Origin of the sequence: Streptomyces sp. NPDC015661 (genome assembly GCF_043077765.1) — a bacterium.
Taxonomy (GTDB): domain Bacteria; phylum Actinomycetota; class Actinomycetes; order Streptomycetales; family Streptomycetaceae; genus Streptomyces.
This window is the reverse complement of the sequence record NZ_JBIBST010000007.1, coordinates 116,320-134,989: the sequence shown is the minus strand read 5'-3', so window position 1 is coordinate 134,989 and position 18,670 is coordinate 116,320. Positions and strand designations below refer to the sequence as shown.

Sequence of the window (18,670 nt, the reverse complement as noted above, 5' to 3'; positions counted from 1 at the left end):
CACCCGGCTCCGCACCCACCCGACAAGGACCAGACCAGCCATGCCCTCTCCCCAGTCATCCGGCGTCGACTTCTTCGCCCGCGAGGCACTGCCGGCCCCACGGCTGACCGAGGGCGACGCCCGGCGCATCGCCGCCGGGGAGTTCGGGCTCGACGTGCGCGCCGAGTCCCTGGGCAGCCAGCAGGACACCAATTTCCTCCTCCGCGGGTCCGACGCGATGCCCGTCGCCGTGCTCAAGGTCGCCAATCCGGCGTTCAGCACGACCGAGATCGAGGCCCAGGACCTCGCCGCCGACCTCATCGCCGAGGCGAACCCCGCCCTGCGCGTGGCCACCGTGCTGCGTGACCACGGCGGCGCGCGACAGGCCGCCAGGGTCGACGCCGCCGACGGCCCCCTCATCGCGCGGCTGCTGCGCTACCTGCCCGGCGGGGCGCTCTCCGGACCCCGCCACCTCCCGCCCCGTACGGTCGCGGCCATGGGAGCCGTGGCCGGCCGCGTGAGCACCACGCTCCGCGACTTCCGGCACGCCGGACTCGACCGCGTCCTGCAGTGGGACATCCGGCACGCGGACCGGGTCGTGGACCTGCTGCTCCGTCATGTGCCGGAACCCGGACGCCGCGCCGCCGTCGAGGCCGCCACGGCCGAAGCCTGGAAGCTCGTACGGGAGGTCGGCGACGGACTGCCCCGCCAGGCCGTGCACCTGGACCTCACCGACGACAACCTCGTCCGCTCGCCCGACACCCCGCTTCCCCTCCCCGACGGGATCATCGACTTCGGTGACCTGACGCACAGTTGGGCCGTCAACGAGCTCGCGGTGACCCTGTCGTCCGTACTCCACCACAGCGGCGCCGAACCCCACCACATCCTCCCCGCCGTCCGGGCCTTCCACGCCGTCCGTCCCCTGTCCGCCGAGGAAGCGGCGGCGCTCTGGCCGCTCACCGTGCTGCGCGCCGCCACCCTCGTCGTCAGCGGCCGCCAGCAAGCCGCCGTCGACCGGGACAACGCCTATGTGAACGCGGCCCTCGACCGGGAATGGCGGATCTTCGAGCAGGCCACCGCGGTGCCCGCCGCCGTGATGACCGGCCTGATCGACGACGCGCTCGGACTTCCCCACCGGCCCGCCCCCTCCCTCCCCGTCGTCCGGCCGCTCGTGGCGGACCTCGCCGGATCCGGCACCGTGCCGCTCGACCTCTCCGCCGAGTCCGACACCATGGACCACGGCGGCTGGCTGGACCCCGGCACGGAAGACCGCCTCGCGGCCGAGCTGCTCGACCGGGGCGCCGACGCCGTCACCACCGCGTACGGCCGGCCGCGCCTCAGCGCCTCCGCCGTCCTGTCCGCCACCTCGCCCGCGACCGTTCCCACCGGCGTCGACCTCTGGCTCGGCAAGCCCTCCGAGCTCCAGGCCCCGCACGACGGCGAGATCGTGCACGCCTCGCCCGGCCGGGCCACCCTCGCCTGCGGGTCCCGGCTCCTCGACCTGTCGTGGAACGGCGCGGACGCCCCGTATCAGCCCGCCGGTACCAGGCTCCGCGCCGGCGACCGGCTGGCCGCGCTGCCCTCCGGCACCCGCCTGCACATGACCCTCCGGCACCGGTACGGTCCCGAGGTCCCCGCCCTGGTCCGGCCCGAGTACGCCGCGGGCTGGCTGGCGCTCACCGCCGACCCCGCGCCCCTCGTCGGCGCGCCGGTCCTCGACGGCCCGTCCCACGGCGACCTGCTCGCCCGGCGCGACGCCTCCTTCGCCACGGTGCAGGGGCACTACTACGGCAACCCGCCCAGGATCGAACGCGGCTGGCGCCACCACATGCTGTCCACCGACGGCCGCGCCTACCTCGACATGGTCAACAACGTGACCCCGCTGGGCCACGCGCACCCCCGTGTCGAGCAGGCCGTGGCACGGCAGCTGCGCCGACTGAACACCAACTCCCGCTTCCACTACGCGGCGGTCGTGGAGTTCTCCGAACGGCTCGCGGCCCTGCTGCCCGAGCCGCTCGACACGGTGTTCCTCGTCAACTCGGGCTCCGAGGCGGTCGACCTGGCCATCCGTCTGGCCATCGGAGCCACCGGCCGCCACGACGTCGTCGCCCTGCGCGAGGCGTACCACGGCTGGACGTACGCCTCGGACGCCGTGTCCACGTCGATCGCCGACAACCCCAACGCCCTGGCCAGCCGCCCCGACTGGGTCCACACCGTGGACTCGCCCAACCCCTACCGGGGAACCCACCGCGGCGAGGAGGCGGCGGCCTACGCGACCGAGGTCGTCCGTGCCGTCGAGGACCTCGCGGCGGCGGGACGGGCGCCGGGTGCGTTCATCAGCGAGTCCTTCTACGGCAACGCCGGTGCCGTCGCGCTGCCCGACCGCTATCTCGCCCAGGTCTACGCGGCGGTGCGGCGCCACGGCGGACTGACCATCGCGGACGAGATCCAGGTGGGATACGGCCGCCTCGGCTCCTGGTTCTGGGGGTTCGAGCAGCAGGGCGTGACCCCCGACATCGTCACCGTGGCCAAGGCGATGGGCAACGGCCATCCGCTCGGAGCCGTGATCACCTCACGGGCCGTGGCCGAGCGGTACCGCGACCAGGGCTACTTCTTCTCCTCCACCGGCGGCAGCCCCGTCTCCAGCATCGCCGGGCTCACCGTCCTCGACACGCTCCGCGACGAGGACCTCCAGGGCAACGCGGTACGCGTCGGAGGACACCTCAAGGCCCGCCTCGGGGAGCTCTTGGACCGCCACGCCGTGCTCGGCGCCGTTCACGGAGCCGGTCTCTACCTCGGCGTCGAGCTCGTCCGCGACCGCGTCACCCTCGAACCCGCCCCCGAGGAGACCGCGGAGCTCTGCGACCGCATGCTGGACCTGGGCGTCATCGTCCAGCCGACCGGGGATCACCTGAACGTCCTCAAGATCAAACCGCCGCTGTGCATCGACCGCGCGGCCGCCGACTTCTTCGTCGACACGCTCGACCGGGCCCTCACCGAACTCCGGTGACCTCCCGGTTGCCGCCCACCTGGCGGCCGGAGAAAATAGTGAAGGAGCTCCGCCTCGCGACCGGGGCGTGTCCGCAGCAACTGTCCCACCACACCGAGAGTTGGTGAGCGGGGGCCGGATGCCCAAGATCCCACGCGGCGTGGCCGACGCGTCCGGCGAACGGGCCGTCGTGCACGACCGCCAGGGCACACTCATCGCGCTGGACCTGGGAACCGGCGCGGTGTTGTGGCGTCGTGGCCGCGCGTTGCGTCCCTGCGCCATCGTGGGCGGGAACGTGGTGGCGCTGCGCCTGGGTACCTCGCCCGTTCCCGAACCCGTCCTCGACGTCGAACTGTTCGACATGGCCGAGGGAACGGAACGGTGGACGTCGCCGGCCCTCGCGCTGCCGCCGTGGGCCCACCCGACACTGCAGGACTCGCCCGAGTTCACCGTGACCACGGGCGGGGACCGGGATCCGCTGGAGATCCGGTGGACGGCACGCGCCCTGTACCGGGGCGGCGCGCCGCCGGGTCCGAAGGTGGCGGGGAGTCAGCCCCGCGTGGCGCACGGCGCCCTGCGCGTCGGTGTGGCGACTCCGTCGGTGGAGCCGCTGACCGGACCGGCGACCGACGCGGACGCGAAGACCGACAGGGACGTCGATACGGACGCGGACGCGAAGGCCGACAGGGAACACGACACGGAGGCGGTCGCGGAGGCTGACAGGGAGGCGGACACGGACACGGTCGCGGAGGTCCCGGAGCCGCCGCCGCACCCGACCCTCGCCGCCGACGTACTGGACTACGGGCAGGTCGGCGGGCTCCGGATGGAACTCACCGTGCGCCCCGGCTCCCACGGCGAGGACGCCGTCGTCCTGAGAGCGGTGGACGCCCGCACCGCCGCGACCGTCTGGGAGGTGGTGCTCGACGAGACGGCGCAGAGCCGCCCCCGCAGACTCCGCCCGTGACCCACGCCGAACGGAAACGTCTCGCACCCAGAGGTGCCTCATGACCATCTCGGACGAACAGCTCGCCCAGGCCAAGGACATCACCGTCGAGCAGGTGCGACTGCTGCGCCGGAGCCGGGGTGCCACGAACGAGACCCTGGACGGCCTTCCCGTCACGGCGGTGCGCCGGGCACTGCGCCGCCTCGACTACCCCGACCTGCCCAACGCACGGCTGCTGTTCCGGTACGAACAGGAGCGCGGCGACGACGGGACGGTGCCACCGCACGCCCAGGGGACGGCACGTGCCCGGATGCGCTCGCTGGTACGGAGCACGGCCCCGGCCCCCCGGACGGCCGGCGTACCGACCGGTCACCACCGCGGCGCGCGTGCCGACCGCCCGGCGCCGACCGCGGGGATGACGCTCACCCAGTGGGAGTGGCTCGGCCCCGGAAACATCGGCGGACGGACCCGCGCCATCGTGGTCGACCCGGGCCACCCGAACAAGATGTGGGCGGCGAGCGCCGGCGGCGGCGTGTGGATCACCCGCAACGGCGGAGCGAAGTGGGCGCCCGTCGACGACTTCCTCGGCAACCTCGCGTGCGCGTGCATGGCGATGGACCCCTCGGACCCGTCGACGATCTACGTGGGCACCGGCGAGGGCTTCTCGAACGTCGACGCCCTCCGCGGCAACGGCGTCTTCCGCACCGTCGACGCCACGACCTGGACGCCCCTGCCGGCCACGCAGACCCAGGACTTCCGGGCCGTGACCCGTATCGCGGTCTCCTCGACCGGTGCCGTGGTCCTCGCGGCCACCGACACCGGACTGTTCCGCAGCTCCGACCCGGCACGGGCGACCTGGACGCGGGTCCTCGACATCCCGCTCGGCCAGGTCGTGTTCGATCCGGGCGACGACAACAGGGCGGTCGCCGGCGCGCTCAACGCCGGTGAGGCCTGGTTCAGCGCCGACGGCGGGCTCACCTGGCAGGACGCGACGCACGGCCCGTGGTCGGGCCGGGTCGAACTCGCCTACGCCGTGAAGGACCCGGAGATCGTGTACGCCTCGGTGCAGGCGCAGACCGGCCGCATCTGGCGGTCCACCGACGGCGGCAGGACCTACCGGAGCAGGAAGACCAAGGACCCGAGCGGCCAGGTGGCCGACTACCTGGCCGACCAGGGCTGGTACGGCAACACGATCTGGGCCGGGGACCCGACGGACGCGGACCTGCTGGTCACCGGCGGCGTCGATCTGTGGCGCAGTACGGACGGCGGGGACCACCTGGCCGAGATCAGCACCTGGCGGGACCCGCGTTCGGCGCACGCCGATCACCACGCGATCGTCGCGCACCCCGCGTACGACGGGGTGCACAACAGGACCGTGTTCTTCGGCAACGACGGCGGGGTGTTCAAGGCGGCCGACCTCGCGGTGCTGGGGACGGAGCCCGAGGCGCCGTTCGTGGACGGCTGGACCGAGCTGGACAACAACTACGGCGTCACGCAGTTCTTCGGCGGCGCCGGCAACACCATCAGCGGAAAGATCATCGGCGGCGCGCAGGACAACGGCACCCTCGTCTTCGACCCCGCGACCGGCACCGAGGGATGGAGGGAGTTCCAGGGCGGCGACGGCGGCTGGTGCGCCTGCGACCCGACCGACCCCGACGTCCTCTACGGCGAGTACGTCTTCCTCAACATCCACCGCAACGACGACGGCGGCGCCACCGACGATCCGGACCGCTACATCAGCGGCCAGTTCTGGAACCCGGCGATCCCCGGCTGGGACTGGAAGCCGGTGCCGTTCCGGATTCCCGACGCCAAGAACCAGCAGGCCCTCTTCATCGCGCCGTTCGTCATGGACCCGGGCAACCCGCAGCGGCTGCTCGCCGGCGGTCTCTCGCTGTGGCGGACGAACGACGCGAAGGCGCCGAACACACCGACCTCGGGCCCCAGCTGGCAGTCGATCAAGCCCAGTGCGGGGTCGCTGATCAGCGCGCTCGCCGTGGCTCCGGCGGACTCCGACGTGGTGTGGGTGGGCCACCGCAACGGCATGCTCTTCCGCACCACCGACGGCACGGCCGCGACGCCGGCCTGGGACCGCGTCGGAGTGATCGGCCCGGACCCGCTGCGGCCCCAGCGGTACTGCACGAGCATCACCGCCCATCCGACGGACGTGAACACCGCGTACGTCGCCTTCGGCGGGTTCGAACCCGGCAACCTGTGGGTGACGAAGGACGGCGGCGCCCGCTGGACCGACCTGTCTCCCACGCTCCCCGCCGCTCCCGTACGGGCACTCGCCGTGCATCCGCGGCGCCCGGCGTTCCTGTACTGCGGCACCGAGGTCGGTCTCTTCGCGAGCGAGGACTCCGGGACGACCTGGTCACCGACGAACGAGGGGCCGACCAACTGCTCCGTCGACGACCTGTTCTGGATGGACGAGACCCTCGTCTCCGTGACCCACGGCCGGGGCATGTTCCGGATCGACCTGTCCTCCGTCTGAGGGCCCGGCGAGGGTGAAGGTGAGCACGATGACGCGCAACGTACGCCTGCGGGGCCGGATCGAGGCGATCGCGGCCTCCCTCAGCGGACTGCTGTTCCTCCTGACCGTGGTCTGGCCCGACTGGATCGAAAGGGTCTTCGAGGTCGACCCCGACCAGCACAGCGGAGCCCTGGAGTGGGTGATCGTCGGCGTCGCGCTCTGCGCCACGGTCATCTTCTCGCTGCTCGCACGCGCCGAGTACCGCAGGGCCGGTGCCGTGCGGAGCTGAGACGTCTCGGCGCGTCGCGCCCCGCGCGTGGCCGGCCCCGCCCGGTCCCGGCGGGTTGTGCCGAGTTGGCCCCGGCGCGCGGTTCGTGCGCTACGGTCCGGACATCGGATCGCTGAGCGGACACTGGGCGGGGGAATGCTGGAAGAGGTCGTGACGGCACTGGCCGCGACGGGCGGTGCCGCCGTGGTTCAGGCGGCCGGCACGGATGCGTGGGGCGGCTTCAGGACCGCGGTGGCCCGATGGTTCGGCCGGGGCCGACCGGAGCGGGAACGAGTCGAGATCGAGCGTCTCGACCGCAGTGCCGCGGCGTTGGAGGCGGGCCACGAGGTCGACCGTGCGCGCGAGGAAGGGCTGTGGCAGGCGCGCTTCGAGGCGCTCTTCGAGAGCGTGGACGGAGCCGATCGTGCCCAGGCGGTCACCGAACTCCGCTCGCTGCTCACGACCCACGTGCCGGTGGGCCCGGTGGTGACGGCCGATCGGGCCGGGCTGTCCGTCGGCGGGGACGCGGACGTCCGGGCCGACCGTGGATCGGTCGCCGCGCTCCGGATGGGGGACGTCGTCCTCGGGTCCCCTTCGCAGCCGGGCCCGGACGAGGGCTGACGGTCCCCGGCACCTCCCTTCGCCCGAACGACATCCCGGAGCACGCCGTCCACGCGCAGAACGGCAGCATCGCCGCTCAGTACATCGGACTGCTCCAGCTGCAGAACCCGCCGAGCCGCCCCTCCGTGTCCTGGCCGCACCAGGTCGGGGTGCTCCCTCCCGAGGCGGACTGCTTCCAGCGGCGCGACGCGATCCATGCCCTGGACCTGGCCTCCGCGGCGCAGGAGGGCCAGGAACCGTCGACGCCGGAGGCCGGGGAAAGGTGCCACATCCTCGTCGGCGGCGGTGGAGTGGGGAAGACGCAGCTGGCGGCCCGTCATGTCCGCCGGCTGTGGCACGAAGGAGCCCTCGACCTGCTGGTCTGGGTGAACGCCGCCGGCCCCGAGGCGATCACCGAGGCCTACGCGCAGGCAGCCGTGAGCGTGCTCGGCACCGACCGTCAGGACTCACGGGGGGCCGCCGAGGCCTTCCTCCGCTGGCTCGGCCAGGACCACGGCAAGCGCTGGCTGGTGGTACTGGACGATGTCACCCAGCCGGCGGATCTCCACGGTCTCTGGCCGCCGCAGGGCCCCGGTGGACGCACCCTGGTGACGACGCGCAATCGTGACGCCGCCTTTCTGGCGCGAGGACGCGCCCGCATCGAGGTCGGCCTGTTCACGCCCGAGGAGTCCCACGACTATCTGGTCAGCAAGCTCGCCGTGCACCGGCGGGCCGACAGCACCGAGGAGATCCTCGCGCTGGCGGAGGACTTCGGGCACCTCCCGCTCGCTCTCGCCCAAGCCGTTCCGTACATGGTCAACAAGCATCTGGACTGCGCCGCCTACCGTAGGCGCCTGGCCGACCGCAGACTCGTCCTGCACGACGTACTCGCGGACATCAGCGGTCTTCCCGACGGCCAGCGGCACACGGTCGCCGCCGCCTGGTCGCTGTCCGTCGACCTGGCCGACCGGCTCAGCCCGCGAGGGGTCGCACGTCCCCTCCTCGAAATCGCCGCGATGCTCGACCCCAACGGCATACCCGCGTCGATTCTCGACGGGTGGGCCGCACTCGACTTCATCAACCGGGACCGCGAGGCGGAGATCGACCTCCAGGACGTCACCTGCGCGCTGTGGAACCTGCACCAGTTGAGTCTCGTCGACCACACGCCCGGGGTCCTGCACCGCACCGTGCGCGTGCACCAGCTCATCCAGCGGGCGGTCCGTGAACCACTGGAGCCCGACCGGCGGCGACGGCTCGCCCGGACCGCCGCCGACGCCCTGGCCGACGGCTGGCCCGACCGTGAACGCGACGCGGACCTGGCCCGGGCGCTGCGGTCCAACACGGACGTCCTGAAGGACCACGCCGAACACGCCCTGCACTGGCCCGAGGTGCACACGGTGCTCTCCCGCTCGGGCCACAGCCTCGGCGAGAACCGGCAGGTCGCGGCAGCCCGCGAGCACTTCGACCGTCTGTCCGCCACGGCCCGGCACCATCTGGGCGCCGAGCACCCCGACACCCTCACGGCCCGTCTCGACCTCGCCGTGTGGAGCGGAAGGGGCGGCGACGCCAAGGCCGCCGCCGAACTCCTGGCCGAGCTCCTCCCGCCCACCCTGTGCGTGATGGGCGAGAGTCACCCGCAGAGCCTCACCGTCTGGAGGCACCTCATCGACTGGCGGGAAGCGGCCGGTGACCTTTCCGGGGCGGCGACCGCAGGCCTCCGCTTCCTCGACCACCTCAAGCGCGTACTCGGGGCCGATCACCCGCTGACCCGAGCTCAGCAGGCCTCCGTCCGGCGGCGGAGCCACGACGGCAGGTGAGTACGGGTCAGCCGACGGGTGCCGTCGTGCGGTCGCCGTCCTCGGTCGCGGCCGGGTGGACGGTCTCGGCCGGCGGGTCGGCCGTGCGCCGCACCCACAGCCAGTACACGGCCCCGGTGACGACCAGACCGACGATCCACGAGATGTCGGCGCCGTCGAGCTTCCTGGTGATCGCGCCGGTGTACAGCTTGGTGGCCAGGAACGGGATCTGGACGGCGACGCCGAGGACGTAGCAGGTCAGCGCGGTGACGTTCCAGCGCCCGTAGCGGCCCTCCGGGTCGTACAGGGCGGGGATGTCGACCCGTTCGCGGGAGACCAGGTAGTAGTCGACCAGGTTGATCGCGCTCCACGGGGTGAACACCATCAGGATCAGGAGCACGAAGTTCTTGAAGTTGTTCAGGAAGTCGGCGCTGGCGGCGAGCGCGATGCCGATCGACACCGCCGTGAAGCCGACGATGTAGGCGGCGCGGGCGGCCGCCGAGATCCGGGAGCGGCCGTCGAAGGCCGTGACGGTCGTCAGGATCGACATGAAGCCGCCGTACGCGTTGAGGCAGTTGACGGTCAGCTTCCCGACCACGATCACCAGGTAGATGAGGAAGGCGAGCGCCGCCGGACCGGCCAGCTCGCCGAGGAAGCCCACCTGGTCGGTGAGGAAGGCCTTGCCCGCGACGGCCGCGGTGAGCGCGCCGAGCGTCATGGCCCACTGGGAGCCGATGACGGAACCGGCGAACGTCGACCAGAACGTCGCGCGCGTGCTGGTGTCGCGCGGCAGGTAGCGCGAGTAGTCGGCGACGTACGGGCCGAAGGTCAGCTGCCATCCGGCGCCGAGACCCACGGCGAGCAGGAAGGTCGCCGCCTCGAAGCCCTTGAGCCCCAGATGCGCGCCGACGTCGTACTGGGTGAACACCCGGACCAGCAGGTAGCCGAGGCCCAGCACGCCGGCGACGGTCGCGACGCGGCCGGCGGCGTGGATCAGCCGGTAGCCGGTGACGGCGACCACGGCGGTCAGGGCGCCGAAGACGAGGATGCCGACCTGTGTGTTGTCGGTGTGGAGGAGCTCGGCGAGCGCCTGGCCCGCCAGCACGCTGCCGGTGGCGGCGAAGCCGAGGTACATGAGGATCACGAGCAGCAGCGGCAGGACCGCTCCGTGGACGCCGAACTGCGCGCGGCTGGAGATCATCTGCGGTACGCCGAGCCGCGGGCCCTGCGCGGAGTGCAGCGCCATCACGATGCCGCCGAGCACGTTGCCGATGAGGAGTGCGGGTATCGCCCACAGCGCGTCGGCGCCGAAGACGACGGACAGCGCACCGTCGACGATCGCGGTGATCTGCATGTTGGCGCCGAACCACAGCGTGAACTGGCTGCGCGGCGTGCCGTGCCGCTCGGCGTCGGGAATGACCTCGATGGTGCGCCTCTCCATCGCGAGTCGTTCCCCGGGGGCGTGCTGGACCGGCATGTGGAGACCTCTCCCCGCAGTGATTCCTGTGTATCCGGACGGACCGCAGCCGTGTACCCGCGCTGCGGTGCGCCGAATCTCGCATAGGGTTCAACAGGGAGCAAGGCTCTGAATGCAGAATTTCAGAGAGTGGGACGGGGCCGTGTGCGGACGTACGGGTCAGGCCACGCCCCTGATGCGGTGGACGAGCAGGCCGCCGGCCAGGATGACCAGGGCCGCGGTGGCGTACAGGCCGGTGTAGCCGCCGAGGTGGGCGATGACCGGTGCGGCGAGCGCGGGGGCGAGGACCTGCGGTCCCGAGTTCGCGATGTTGATGACGCCCAGGTCCTTCGCGCGGTCGGCGGCCTCGGGCAGGACCTGGGTGACCAGTGCCTGGTCGACGGCGAGATAGACGCCGTAGCCCGCGCCGAGCACGGCCGCGGCGGCGAGGGCGGACGGCCACGTGTGCACCAGGGCGAGCAGCAGCGCGGCCGCCGCCATGATCAGCGAGCAGGCGGCGACGAAGCCCTTGCGGCGTCCGGCCCGGTCGGACAGCACCCCCACGGGGATCGCGGTGAGCGCCGCGCAGAGGGTGTAGATCACCGTCAGGATCAGCACGCCGGTGCCGGGGTCGCCGTAGTGGACCGCGTCGGCCAGGAAGTAGAACAGGTAGAGGGTGCCCAGGGCGTTCCCGAGGTTGATCAGGAACCGGGTGAGCCACGCCCAGCCGAAGTCCGGGTGCTTCCGGGGACTCACCCACAACGAGCGGGCGAGGGCGCGGGCGTCGACGGCGGGGCGCAGCGTCCGCGGCAGGGCCGGCTCGCCGTGGCGCAGCACGAACGGCAGGGCCAGGACGACGGTGAGCACGGCGAGCGTGACGTAGCCGGAGCGGACACCCGTGACGAGGAGCGCGGTGATCAGCGCGCCGAGCACCAGGCCGACCGACTGCATGAGGCCCGTCCAGCCGGAGACCACCGCGCGCTGGGTCAGCGGCACACGGTCGGCGATCGGGGTGGTGACCCCGGCCAGCATCGCGTTGAGGCCCGCCTGGGCGAGGCACCAGCCGACGGCGACTCCCGCCACCGTGTGCTGGGAGGCGGTGACCACGAGGCCCGCCGCCCCGGCGAGGGCGCCACCGAGGATCCAGGGCCGGCGCCGGCCGAACCGGCTGGTGGTCCGGTCCGACCAGGCGCCGGCGACCGGGTTGGCCAGGACCGCGACGAGCGCGCCGAGGCCGGTGACGAGCGACAGCGCGGTGTTCTTGTCGTGCGGGTCGATCTGCTCCAGCTGGAGCGGCAGCAGGATCTGAATCGGCGTCATGAAGGCCATGAAGACGGCGAGGGTGGACAGCGAGAGGCTCGCCGTCCAGCCGGCCGTGACCGGGACGGTGGGCTCGGCGAGGACGGCGGCGACGGCGTCCTCGGCGGCCTCTTCCGGAGCGTGGGCCATGGTGGCTGCGCCGCTCAGGACCGCGGGGAGGTGCCGGCCGCGTCCGGGGAGGCGCTGCCGTCAGGACCGGAGGGGCCGAGGCCGCGATGGGAGGCGATCAGGTCGCGGTACCAGTCGAAGCTCGCCCGGGGCGTGCGGCGCCCTGTGGCGAAGTCGACCTCGACGAGACCGAAACGCTGGTGGTAGCCCTCGGCCCACTCGAAGTTGTCGAGCAGCGACCAGGTGAAGTAGCCGCGCACGTCCACCCCTTCGGCCACGGCATCGGCGACCGCCGTGATGTGTCCGGCGAGGTAGTCGACGCGTTCCTGGTCGTGCGGCCCGGCCGGCTGTGAGCAGCCGCTCTCGGTGATCCACACCGGCGGGAGGGCCGCGCCGTAGCGGTCCCCGAGGCCGGTGAGCAGCTCCGTGAGCCCGTCGGGGACCACCGGCCAGCCGAACGCGGTGCGCCGGTACGCCTCCTGGGGCTCGGTCAGGTCGAAGGGGAGCCCCGCGGCGGGATCGGCCGGGGCGGTCACCCAGGTCGGGTTGTAGTAGTTGATGCCGAGACCGTCCAGCGGCGCGGAGATGGTCGCGAGATCGCCCTCGCGCACCACCCCTCCCCAGCCCGGGTCGGCCATGCCGTACGCCGAGAGATCGGGGTAACTCGCCAGGAGTACGGGGTCGTTGAAGAGGCGGTTGTGCAGTGCTTCGTACGCCGCGGCGGCCGCCGCGTCCCCGTCCGACCGGGTGTCCGCGCGCAGCCGTACGGGCGTGCAGTTGTTGGCGATCAGCACCTGCCCGTCCGGCACGGCGGCCCGCAGCGCCGCGGTCGCGAGGCCGTGGCCGAGCAGCTGGTGGTGCGCCACGGGCAGCGCGTCGAGCAGCAGGGCGCGGCCCGGGGCGTGGACGCCGAAGCCGTAGCCGAAGGACATGTGCACGAAGGGCTCGTTCAGGGTGATCCACCGCTTGACCCGGTCACCGAGCCGGTCCGCCACCACCGCCGCGTACGCGGCGAACCGGTGCGCGGTGTCGCGGTTCAGCCAGCCGCCCTCGTCCTCCAGGGCCTGCGGCAGGTCCCAGTGGAAGAGGGTGGGCGTCGGCTCGATCCCGGCGTCGAGCAGCGCGTCGACCAGCCGGTCGTAGAAGTCGAGGCCGCGCGGCTCCACCTTGCCCGCACCGGTCGGCAGGATGCGCGGCCAGGAGACCGAGAACCGGTACGCGTCGAGTCCGAGCCGCCGCATCAGCGCGACGTCCTCGTCGAACCGGTGGTAGTGGTCGCAGGCGACGTCGCCGGTGTGGCCGTCGCGGACGGCGCCGGGGCGCCGCACGAAGGTGTCCCAGATCGACGGCCCCTTGCCGTCCTCCTCGGCCGCACCCTCGATCTGGTACGCGGCGGTCGAGGCGCCCCAGGTGAAGTCGGCCGGGAGGGCGGGGAGCCGGGTGGGGTCGGTGGGGCTGGAGGTCACGGGTACCTGCCTTCTGCTGGCTCGCCGTCCGAGGTGGGCCGCACCGTAACATGAACACTCGTTCACGTTCTATGGATCGGACGGGCCGCAATCACCCCTCCTCCGCGGTCAGCCGGCCGCTCAGGTCCTCCCAGTAGCAGTTCAGCATCCGCTTGAGCTCGTCCACGGTCTCCAGATCCGGCTCGCCCTCGCCCTTGAACACCTCGTGCAGCACGGCGTTGGCGGCCCACACCACCATCCGTGTCGCCCGCCGCGCCCGCTCGCCCCCTGGGACGCCGGTCAGGTGCTCCACGATGCGCCGCAGGCCCTCCGCGATGAGCGCGTTGCTCGCCTCGTCGGCCCGGGCGAGCTCGGGGCTGAGGTGCCGCCCGGCCCACAGCGCCATGCCGCCCGGCTGGGACCGGAACAGCTCGCTGTAGACGTCGACCATCGTGCCGACCAGGTCGGTCAGTTCCCCCTCGACGGCCCGCTCGACCAGCTCGTCGATGGCGGACGCGAACGCCTCCAGATACCGCCGGCCGAGCGCGTCCACCACGGCGCCCTTGTCGGGATAGAACTGGTAGATGCTGCCGACCGGCACGCCCGCGTCCTCGGCGATCCGCCGCATCGTCAGCGCCTCGTACCCCTCCTGGGACAGGAGCCGGTCGGCCGCGCCGAGGATCGCCTCGACCCGGGCCCGGCTGCGCGCCTGCTGCGGCTGCCTCCGCAGTCGCGGCTGCGCATCCGGCCGCGGCTTCTTCGTCTCCGTCACCACACGCTCCCGGTCGTCGGACGTCCGAACGTAGCAGCAGCCCCTTCTATCGCCAATCCGCGTTGTTCCTAGAATGGGCGCGTGGAGGACATCGACGCGATCGCGGTGCTGCAGGATCCTGTACGGCGCCGCCTGTACGAGTACGTGGTGGCACAGGGCCGTGAAGTCGGCCGCAACGAGGCCGCCGAGGCCGTCGGGGTGGCGCGCACGCTCGCCGCGCACCATCTGGACAAGCTGACCGGGGCCGGCCTCCTGGAGAGCGGCAGCCGCCGGCTCTCGGGGCGCTCGGGGCCGGGGGCGGGCCGTCCCGCCAAGGTGTACACGCGGGCGCCGGGCGAGCGCGCGGTGTCGCTGCCCGCCCGCGACTACCGCACGGCGGCCGAGCTGCTCGCCGAGGCCGCCGAGGAGGCCGGGCTCGACGCCGGTCTCTGCGCGGCCGCGCGCCGCAGGGGTGAGGCCCTGCGGGGTGCGGCGGGACCCTGTGGCGGCCTCGACGAGGCCATGGGCGTGCTGGCGGCCCGGGGCTACGAGCCGTTCGTCGAAGGTGATGCCGTCCGGATGCGCAACTGCCCCTTCCATGCCGTCGCCGAGAGCTTTCCGCCGCTCGTCTGCGGCATGAACCTGGCCCTGCTCGAAGGGCTGCTGGGTGCGGAGGGGCCCGTACGCGCGCGCATGGACCCGCGGCCAGGGGAGTGCTGCGTGGTGGTCGAGGTTTCTAAAAACAATGTTGATTGACATAGAAAACGCGCGCGTGCTGGGATGAGGCCATGACCGCATCCACGCATCCCGCCCACCTCGCCCAGCTCAACGTCGCCACGCTCCGGTACCCCCTCGACGACCCGCGCGTGGCGCCGTTCGTCGAGATGCTCGACCCGGTCAACGCCGCCGCCGACGGGACGCCCGGCTTCGTGTGGCGGCTCGTGGAGGACGGGGAGGGCGACGCCACCGGGCTGCGACCGCTGGGCGACGACGTCATCGTCAACCTGTCCGTGTGGGAGAGCCAGGAGGCCCTGTGGGACTTCGCCTACCGCAGCGGGCACCTGGAGGTCATGCGCAAGCGCCGTGACTGGTTCCACCGGCACGTCGAGGCGCACCTCGTGCTCTGGTGGGTCCCCGCCGGGCACACCCCGACGGTCAGCGAGGCCGTGGAGCGACTGGCGGAGCTCCGGGCGCACGGACCCTCCCCGCGCGCCTTCACCTTCGCCTCCTCCTACACCGCGGCCGAGGTCACCGCGGCCGAGGCCGGCGCCGCCGAGGCCGGCGCCGCCGAGGCCACCGCGGCCGAGGTGGCTCCCGGGCACGCGCCGGACGGGGACTCGGCGGCGGTGTGAGGCGGACCGCCCGCGACGCCGGTCAGCCGAAGTCGGGGATCGGGTGCGCCGGGGCCAGGGCGGCGGCGATCCGCTGGGCGATCACGTGCGCCGTGTGGCCGGCCGCGGCGTCGGGGCCGTTCGTGGTCGAGACCGCGATGGAGAGCCGCTCCGACGGCAGATACGCCTGGGACGCCGAGTAGCCGAAGAACAGCGGGTGCTGGGACACCCAGTCGCCGAGCACGAGCAGGCCGAGACCGTAGTGGGTGGCCTCGGTCTGCGCGATGCAGATCGTCTCCGGGCACTTGCGGGTGGCGTGGCCGAGGCCGACGGTCCCCGGGTTCAGCAGCTCCCGGTAGGAGGCCGGGGAGAGCAGCCGGCCCGAGCCGATGCCGGCGGCCGAGCTCGCCAGGTCGCAGATGTCGGTGGTCTCGACCGCGCCGGGGGCGGTGGTCCACGAGGGGTTCCAGAAGCTGGACTCCTCGTACGTCCCCCGGTCCGAGGTGAAGGCGTGCAGGGCGGGTTCCGGGATGTCGGGGGTGAAGCCGTTGCGGGTCTCGCGCAGTCCGAGCGGGCCCAGGACCTGCCGCTGGAGCAGGACGTCGAGCCGGGTGCCGGTGATCTTCTCCAGGGCGGCGCCGAGCAGGACGAAGTTGGCGTGCGAGTAGCTCCAGTTGGTGCCCGGCTCGTACCACCGCTCCTTGCTCGTCGAGAGCCGCACGAGCTCGTCGGCCGTCCAGTGGCGGAAGGGGTCCGCGACGACGGCCTGCTGGAACGCGGGGAGCCTCACGTAGTCGACGAGACCGGTGGTGGACGCGGCCAGCATGCGCAGGGTGATCCGGTCGCCGTCCTTGAGGCCGGGCAGCCAGCGGGCGACGGGGTCGTCGAGCCCGACCCTGCCCTGGTCGACCAGGCGCAGCAGGGCCGTACCCATGTAGGCGATCGCGATGTTGCCGTTCCGGAAGTGCATGGCGGGCGTCGCCGGTACCCCCGTCATCGATTCGCCGAGCGCGGTGGTGACGACCTCGCGGCCGTCGACGGTGACCCGCAGGATCACGGACTTGAGGCCCATGTCCGCCTTGGCCTGCTCGGCGATCCGCAGGATGTCGCGGGCCGGGCCGTGGCCGGGCAGCCGGGAGGCGACGCAGGGGCGGTGGCGACCGGGGTCGCCCGCCGGGCCGGCGGCCGCCGTGGCGGGGGCACCGAGGGCGAGGAGCGCGGCGAGGGCGGTGGCCGCGGCGCGGCGCGACCGGGGCAGGGAACGGGGTGGTGTCATGGCCGGAGTATTGGCCGGTGGTGCCGGTACGACGACGGAGGCGCCGTCGAACCGCGCGAACATCACCCGTCAGGCCCGCGCGACGACATCGGGCCGAGGACGTCACGCGGGCGGCACCGGGCCGGCGTCGCCGACGCGCGCGACGACATCGGGCCGAGGACGTCACGCGGGCGGCACCGGGCCGGCGTCGCCGACGCGCGGGCGGCATCGAGTCGGCGTCGGCGACGGGCGCGAAGTGGCAAGGCTCTTCTTCCTTCGGCTTCGGCAGGTGGATGTCACTGAGAGTGAGTCTGCGGTGCGGCGTCCGGCGCGGCGCGATACGCGGTCCAAGGGGTGACGGCGCCGCACGGCCCCGCCGTCCGGCCGGAGACGGGAGAAGCCCCCCGGCGGGAACGGGTCCCGGATGCCGAGGGGCTTCGCGCGTCGGCCCGCAGGGCCGGTTCCGGCGGTCAGTACAGGGCGTCACCCATGGGCGATCCGTCGCCCGTGACGTACGCGCGGATCGACGCGAGGTACTCCGCGCGGCCGACGCGTCCGTCCCCGTCGGCGTCCAGCGCGTCGAAGGCCGAGCCGGCGTTGTCGGCCCGGTTGCCGAGGGCCTCGCGCAGCAGGGTGAACTCCGACCGGTCCAGGGCGCCGTCCTCGTCCGCGTCGGCGAGGTCGAACAGGGCGCCGAGGGCGTACTGGCAGATGGTGTCGAACTTCTCCGCGTCCACCCAGGAGATGTACTCCTGATAGGTCATCACGCCGTCGCCGTTGGCGTCCATCGCGGCCCAGGCGCGTTCGCCCGTGGCACGCGCGGCCACGACCAGGGGGTCGTCGTCGGCGCGGCCGGTGGCCCGCTGGGCCCGTTCGATGCGGACGAAGTAGTCGTGCTTCGAGGCGACTCCGTCACCGTCCGTGTCCAGCATCGCGTAGATACGGGCCTTCGGGGTGGTGAGGTCGGCCGGGGCCGCCTGTGGCTCGGCCTGGGGGAGCGGCATGTCGGATCTTCCTTCGCAGAGGGGGACGTACCCGCCCATGATCGACGGTGGAGCCCTTCGCACGCGGACGACCCGCCAGGCGCCGGCAGCGGAGTTGCCGCGGCCGCCCCTGCCGGTCACCCCCGTCCGACGAGTTCGTCCGTCAGCTTCATGAGACGCTCGCGCGCCCCGGTGTCGTACGCCTGCTCGTGGGCCCTCGCCTCGGTGAACCGGTCGAAGTAGCGCCCCGTGACGGTGGCCAGTTCCGGGTCGAGGAGGAGTCGTACGGTGGGGCGGACGCCCTCCTCGGTGGTGGTGACGGGGGTGAACCCGTAGGCGCGGACGGCGGGCGTGTCCATCAGGTGGGCCGGGTGCAGGGTGTTCACCGTGACGCCGGTGCCCTCCAGCTCGGCGCCCAGCTCGAAGGTCGACATGATCATGGCCAGCTTGCTCCGGCAGTAGGCCCGCAGGCCCTCGTACTCGCGCTCCATCATCACGTCGTCGAAGTCGACGGCCTCCTGTCCGATGGAGGCGACGTTGACGACCCGCGCCGGAGCCGAGGCGGTGAGTAGCGGCAGCAGGGCGCGGGTGAGCGCGTACGGCGCCAAGTGGTTGACCGCGAAGCGGAGTTCATGGCCCTGGACGCTCAGCTCCCGGACGAGGGGCCGCGATCCGCCGCCGGCCACCGCGTTGTGTATCAGGCCGTCGAGGTGCGGCTCGGCCGCCCGGATCCGGGCGGCCATCGCCCGCACCTGGTCGAGGTCGGAGAGGTCGGCGAGATAGGTGCGGACCGTGGTGCCGGGGCCGGCGGCCCGGGCCTCGGCGGCCACGGCTTCGAGGCGTTCGGCCTTCCGGCCGTGGAGCAGGAGGGTGCCGCCGCGGGGCGCCAGGTCGAGGGCGAGCGCGCGCCCCATGCCGTGGGTGACGCCGGTGATGAGGGTGGTGGGGTGGGTCATGGTGACCACGCTGGCACCAC

General features: G+C 72.8%; 15 protein-coding genes. 8 read left to right on the top strand and 7 right to left on the bottom strand.

Annotated elements, in window-relative coordinates:
* The first annotated feature begins 40 nt into the window (after positions 1 to 40).
* The 6 genes from ACF07V_RS20060 to ACF07V_RS20035 all read left to right on the top strand — a co-directional run bounded on the left by ACF07V_RS20060 (position 41) and on the right by ACF07V_RS20035 (position 9,066).
* The gene (locus ACF07V_RS20060; RefSeq protein WP_392155871.1) at positions 41 to 2,989 is read left to right on the top strand and encodes an aminotransferase; all 2,949 of its coding nucleotides are present in this window, start codon (positions 41 to 43) and stop codon (positions 2,987 to 2,989) included.
* A gap of 118 nt (positions 2,990 to 3,107) precedes the next feature.
* Positions 3,108 to 3,932 (top strand): PQQ-binding-like beta-propeller repeat protein, encoded by an 825-nt coding sequence (locus tag ACF07V_RS20055; protein WP_392155869.1) that lies wholly within the window; start codon positions 3,108 to 3,110, stop codon positions 3,930 to 3,932.
* 40 nt (positions 3,933 to 3,972) lie between these two features.
* Positions 3,973 to 6,402: a WD40/YVTN/BNR-like repeat-containing protein gene (locus ACF07V_RS20050; protein ID WP_392155868.1), complete on the top strand. Its 2,430-nt coding sequence runs from the start codon at positions 3,973 to 3,975 to the stop codon at positions 6,400 to 6,402.
* Positions 6,403 to 6,430: 28 nt separating this feature from the next.
* Positions 6,431 to 6,670, top strand: a complete 240-nt coding sequence (locus tag ACF07V_RS20045; RefSeq protein ID WP_392155866.1) for an ABC transporter permease — start codon at positions 6,431 to 6,433, stop codon at positions 6,668 to 6,670.
* A 135-nt stretch (positions 6,671 to 6,805) separates the two neighbouring features.
* The gene (locus ACF07V_RS20040; RefSeq protein ID WP_392155864.1) at positions 6,806 to 7,270 is read left to right on the top strand and encodes a hypothetical protein; all 465 of its coding nucleotides are present in this window, start codon (positions 6,806 to 6,808) and stop codon (positions 7,268 to 7,270) included.
* Positions 7,271 to 7,395: 125 nt separating this feature from the next.
* Positions 7,396 to 9,066 (top strand): NB-ARC domain-containing protein, encoded by a 1,671-nt coding sequence (locus ACF07V_RS20035; RefSeq protein WP_392155862.1) that lies wholly within the window; start codon positions 7,396 to 7,398, stop codon positions 9,064 to 9,066.
* 7 nt (positions 9,067 to 9,073) lie between these two features.
* Here ACF07V_RS20035 and ACF07V_RS20030 read toward each other — a convergent pair whose 3' ends face one another.
* The 4 genes from ACF07V_RS20030 to ACF07V_RS20015 all read right to left on the bottom strand — a co-directional run bounded on the left by ACF07V_RS20030 (position 9,074) and on the right by ACF07V_RS20015 (position 14,146).
* Positions 9,074 to 10,522: a purine-cytosine permease family protein gene (locus ACF07V_RS20030; protein WP_392155861.1), complete on the bottom strand. Its 1,449-nt coding sequence runs from the start codon at positions 10,520 to 10,522 to the stop codon at positions 9,074 to 9,076.
* A gap of 159 nt (positions 10,523 to 10,681) precedes the next feature.
* Complete coding sequence (locus tag ACF07V_RS20025) at positions 10,682 to 11,950, bottom strand: MFS transporter (RefSeq protein ID WP_392155859.1); 1,269 nt, start codon at positions 11,948 to 11,950, stop codon at positions 10,682 to 10,684.
* Between the two features lie 14 nt (positions 11,951 to 11,964).
* Positions 11,965 to 13,395: a GH1 family beta-glucosidase gene (locus ACF07V_RS20020; protein ID WP_392155857.1), complete on the bottom strand. Its 1,431-nt coding sequence runs from the start codon at positions 13,393 to 13,395 to the stop codon at positions 11,965 to 11,967.
* A 91-nt stretch (positions 13,396 to 13,486) separates the two neighbouring features.
* The gene (locus ACF07V_RS20015; RefSeq protein ID WP_392155855.1) at positions 13,487 to 14,146 is read right to left on the bottom strand and encodes a TetR/AcrR family transcriptional regulator; all 660 of its coding nucleotides are present in this window, start codon (positions 14,144 to 14,146) and stop codon (positions 13,487 to 13,489) included.
* A gap of 81 nt (positions 14,147 to 14,227) precedes the next feature.
* On the opposite strand from ACF07V_RS20015, the gene ACF07V_RS20010 reads away from it, so the two are divergent.
* The gene (locus tag ACF07V_RS20010; protein ID WP_392155854.1) at positions 14,228 to 14,881 is read left to right on the top strand and encodes a helix-turn-helix transcriptional regulator; all 654 of its coding nucleotides are present in this window, start codon (positions 14,228 to 14,230) and stop codon (positions 14,879 to 14,881) included.
* A gap of 32 nt (positions 14,882 to 14,913) precedes the next feature.
* Positions 14,914 to 15,477 carry a DUF3291 domain-containing protein gene (locus ACF07V_RS20005; protein WP_392155852.1) on the top strand — a complete coding sequence of 188 codons (564 nt, stop codon included), beginning with the start codon at positions 14,914 to 14,916 and terminating at the stop codon, positions 15,475 to 15,477.
* Between the two features lie 22 nt (positions 15,478 to 15,499).
* On the opposite strand, the gene ACF07V_RS20000 is transcribed toward ACF07V_RS20005, so the two are convergent.
* The 3 genes from ACF07V_RS20000 to ACF07V_RS19990 all read right to left on the bottom strand — a co-directional run bounded on the left by ACF07V_RS20000 (position 15,500) and on the right by ACF07V_RS19990 (position 18,650).
* Positions 15,500 to 16,732, bottom strand: a complete 1,233-nt coding sequence (locus ACF07V_RS20000) for a serine hydrolase domain-containing protein (RefSeq protein WP_392155850.1) — start codon at positions 16,730 to 16,732, stop codon at positions 15,500 to 15,502.
* A gap of 449 nt (positions 16,733 to 17,181) precedes the next feature.
* The gene (locus ACF07V_RS19995; protein WP_392155849.1) at positions 17,182 to 17,715 is read right to left on the bottom strand and encodes an EF-hand domain-containing protein; all 534 of its coding nucleotides are present in this window, start codon (positions 17,713 to 17,715) and stop codon (positions 17,182 to 17,184) included.
* Positions 17,716 to 17,831: 116 nt separating this feature from the next.
* Positions 17,832 to 18,650 (bottom strand): SDR family NAD(P)-dependent oxidoreductase, encoded by an 819-nt coding sequence (locus tag ACF07V_RS19990; protein WP_392155847.1) that lies wholly within the window; start codon positions 18,648 to 18,650, stop codon positions 17,832 to 17,834.
* Positions 18,651 to 18,670: the final 20 nt, after the last annotated feature.

Coding starts and splice junctions, on each gene's coding strand:
- ACF07V_RS20005 (WP_392155852.1), top strand. CDS start 14,914: ATGACCGCATCCACGCATCCCGCCCACCTCGCCCAGCTCAACGTCGCC.
- ACF07V_RS20050 (WP_392155868.1), top strand. CDS start 3,973: ATGACCATCTCGGACGAACAGCTCGCCCAGGCCAAGGACATCACCGTC.
- ACF07V_RS19990 (WP_392155847.1), bottom strand. CDS start 18,650: ATGACCCACCCCACCACCCTCATCACCGGCGTCACCCACGGCATGGGG.
- ACF07V_RS20060 (WP_392155871.1), top strand. CDS start 41: ATGCCCTCTCCCCAGTCATCCGGCGTCGACTTCTTCGCCCGCGAGGCA.
- ACF07V_RS20030 (WP_392155861.1), bottom strand. CDS start 10,522: ATGCCGGTCCAGCACGCCCCCGGGGAACGACTCGCGATGGAGAGGCGC.
- ACF07V_RS20000 (WP_392155850.1), bottom strand. CDS start 16,732: ATGACACCACCCCGTTCCCTGCCCCGGTCGCGCCGCGCCGCGGCCACC.
- ACF07V_RS20045 (WP_392155866.1), top strand. CDS start 6,431: ATGACGCGCAACGTACGCCTGCGGGGCCGGATCGAGGCGATCGCGGCC.
- ACF07V_RS20025 (WP_392155859.1), bottom strand. CDS start 11,950: ATGGCCCACGCTCCGGAAGAGGCCGCCGAGGACGCCGTCGCCGCCGTC.
- ACF07V_RS19995 (WP_392155849.1), bottom strand. CDS start 17,715: ATGCCGCTCCCCCAGGCCGAGCCACAGGCGGCCCCGGCCGACCTCACC.
- ACF07V_RS20040 (WP_392155864.1), top strand. CDS start 6,806: ATGCTGGAAGAGGTCGTGACGGCACTGGCCGCGACGGGCGGTGCCGCC.
- ACF07V_RS20055 (WP_392155869.1), top strand. CDS start 3,108: ATGCCCAAGATCCCACGCGGCGTGGCCGACGCGTCCGGCGAACGGGCC.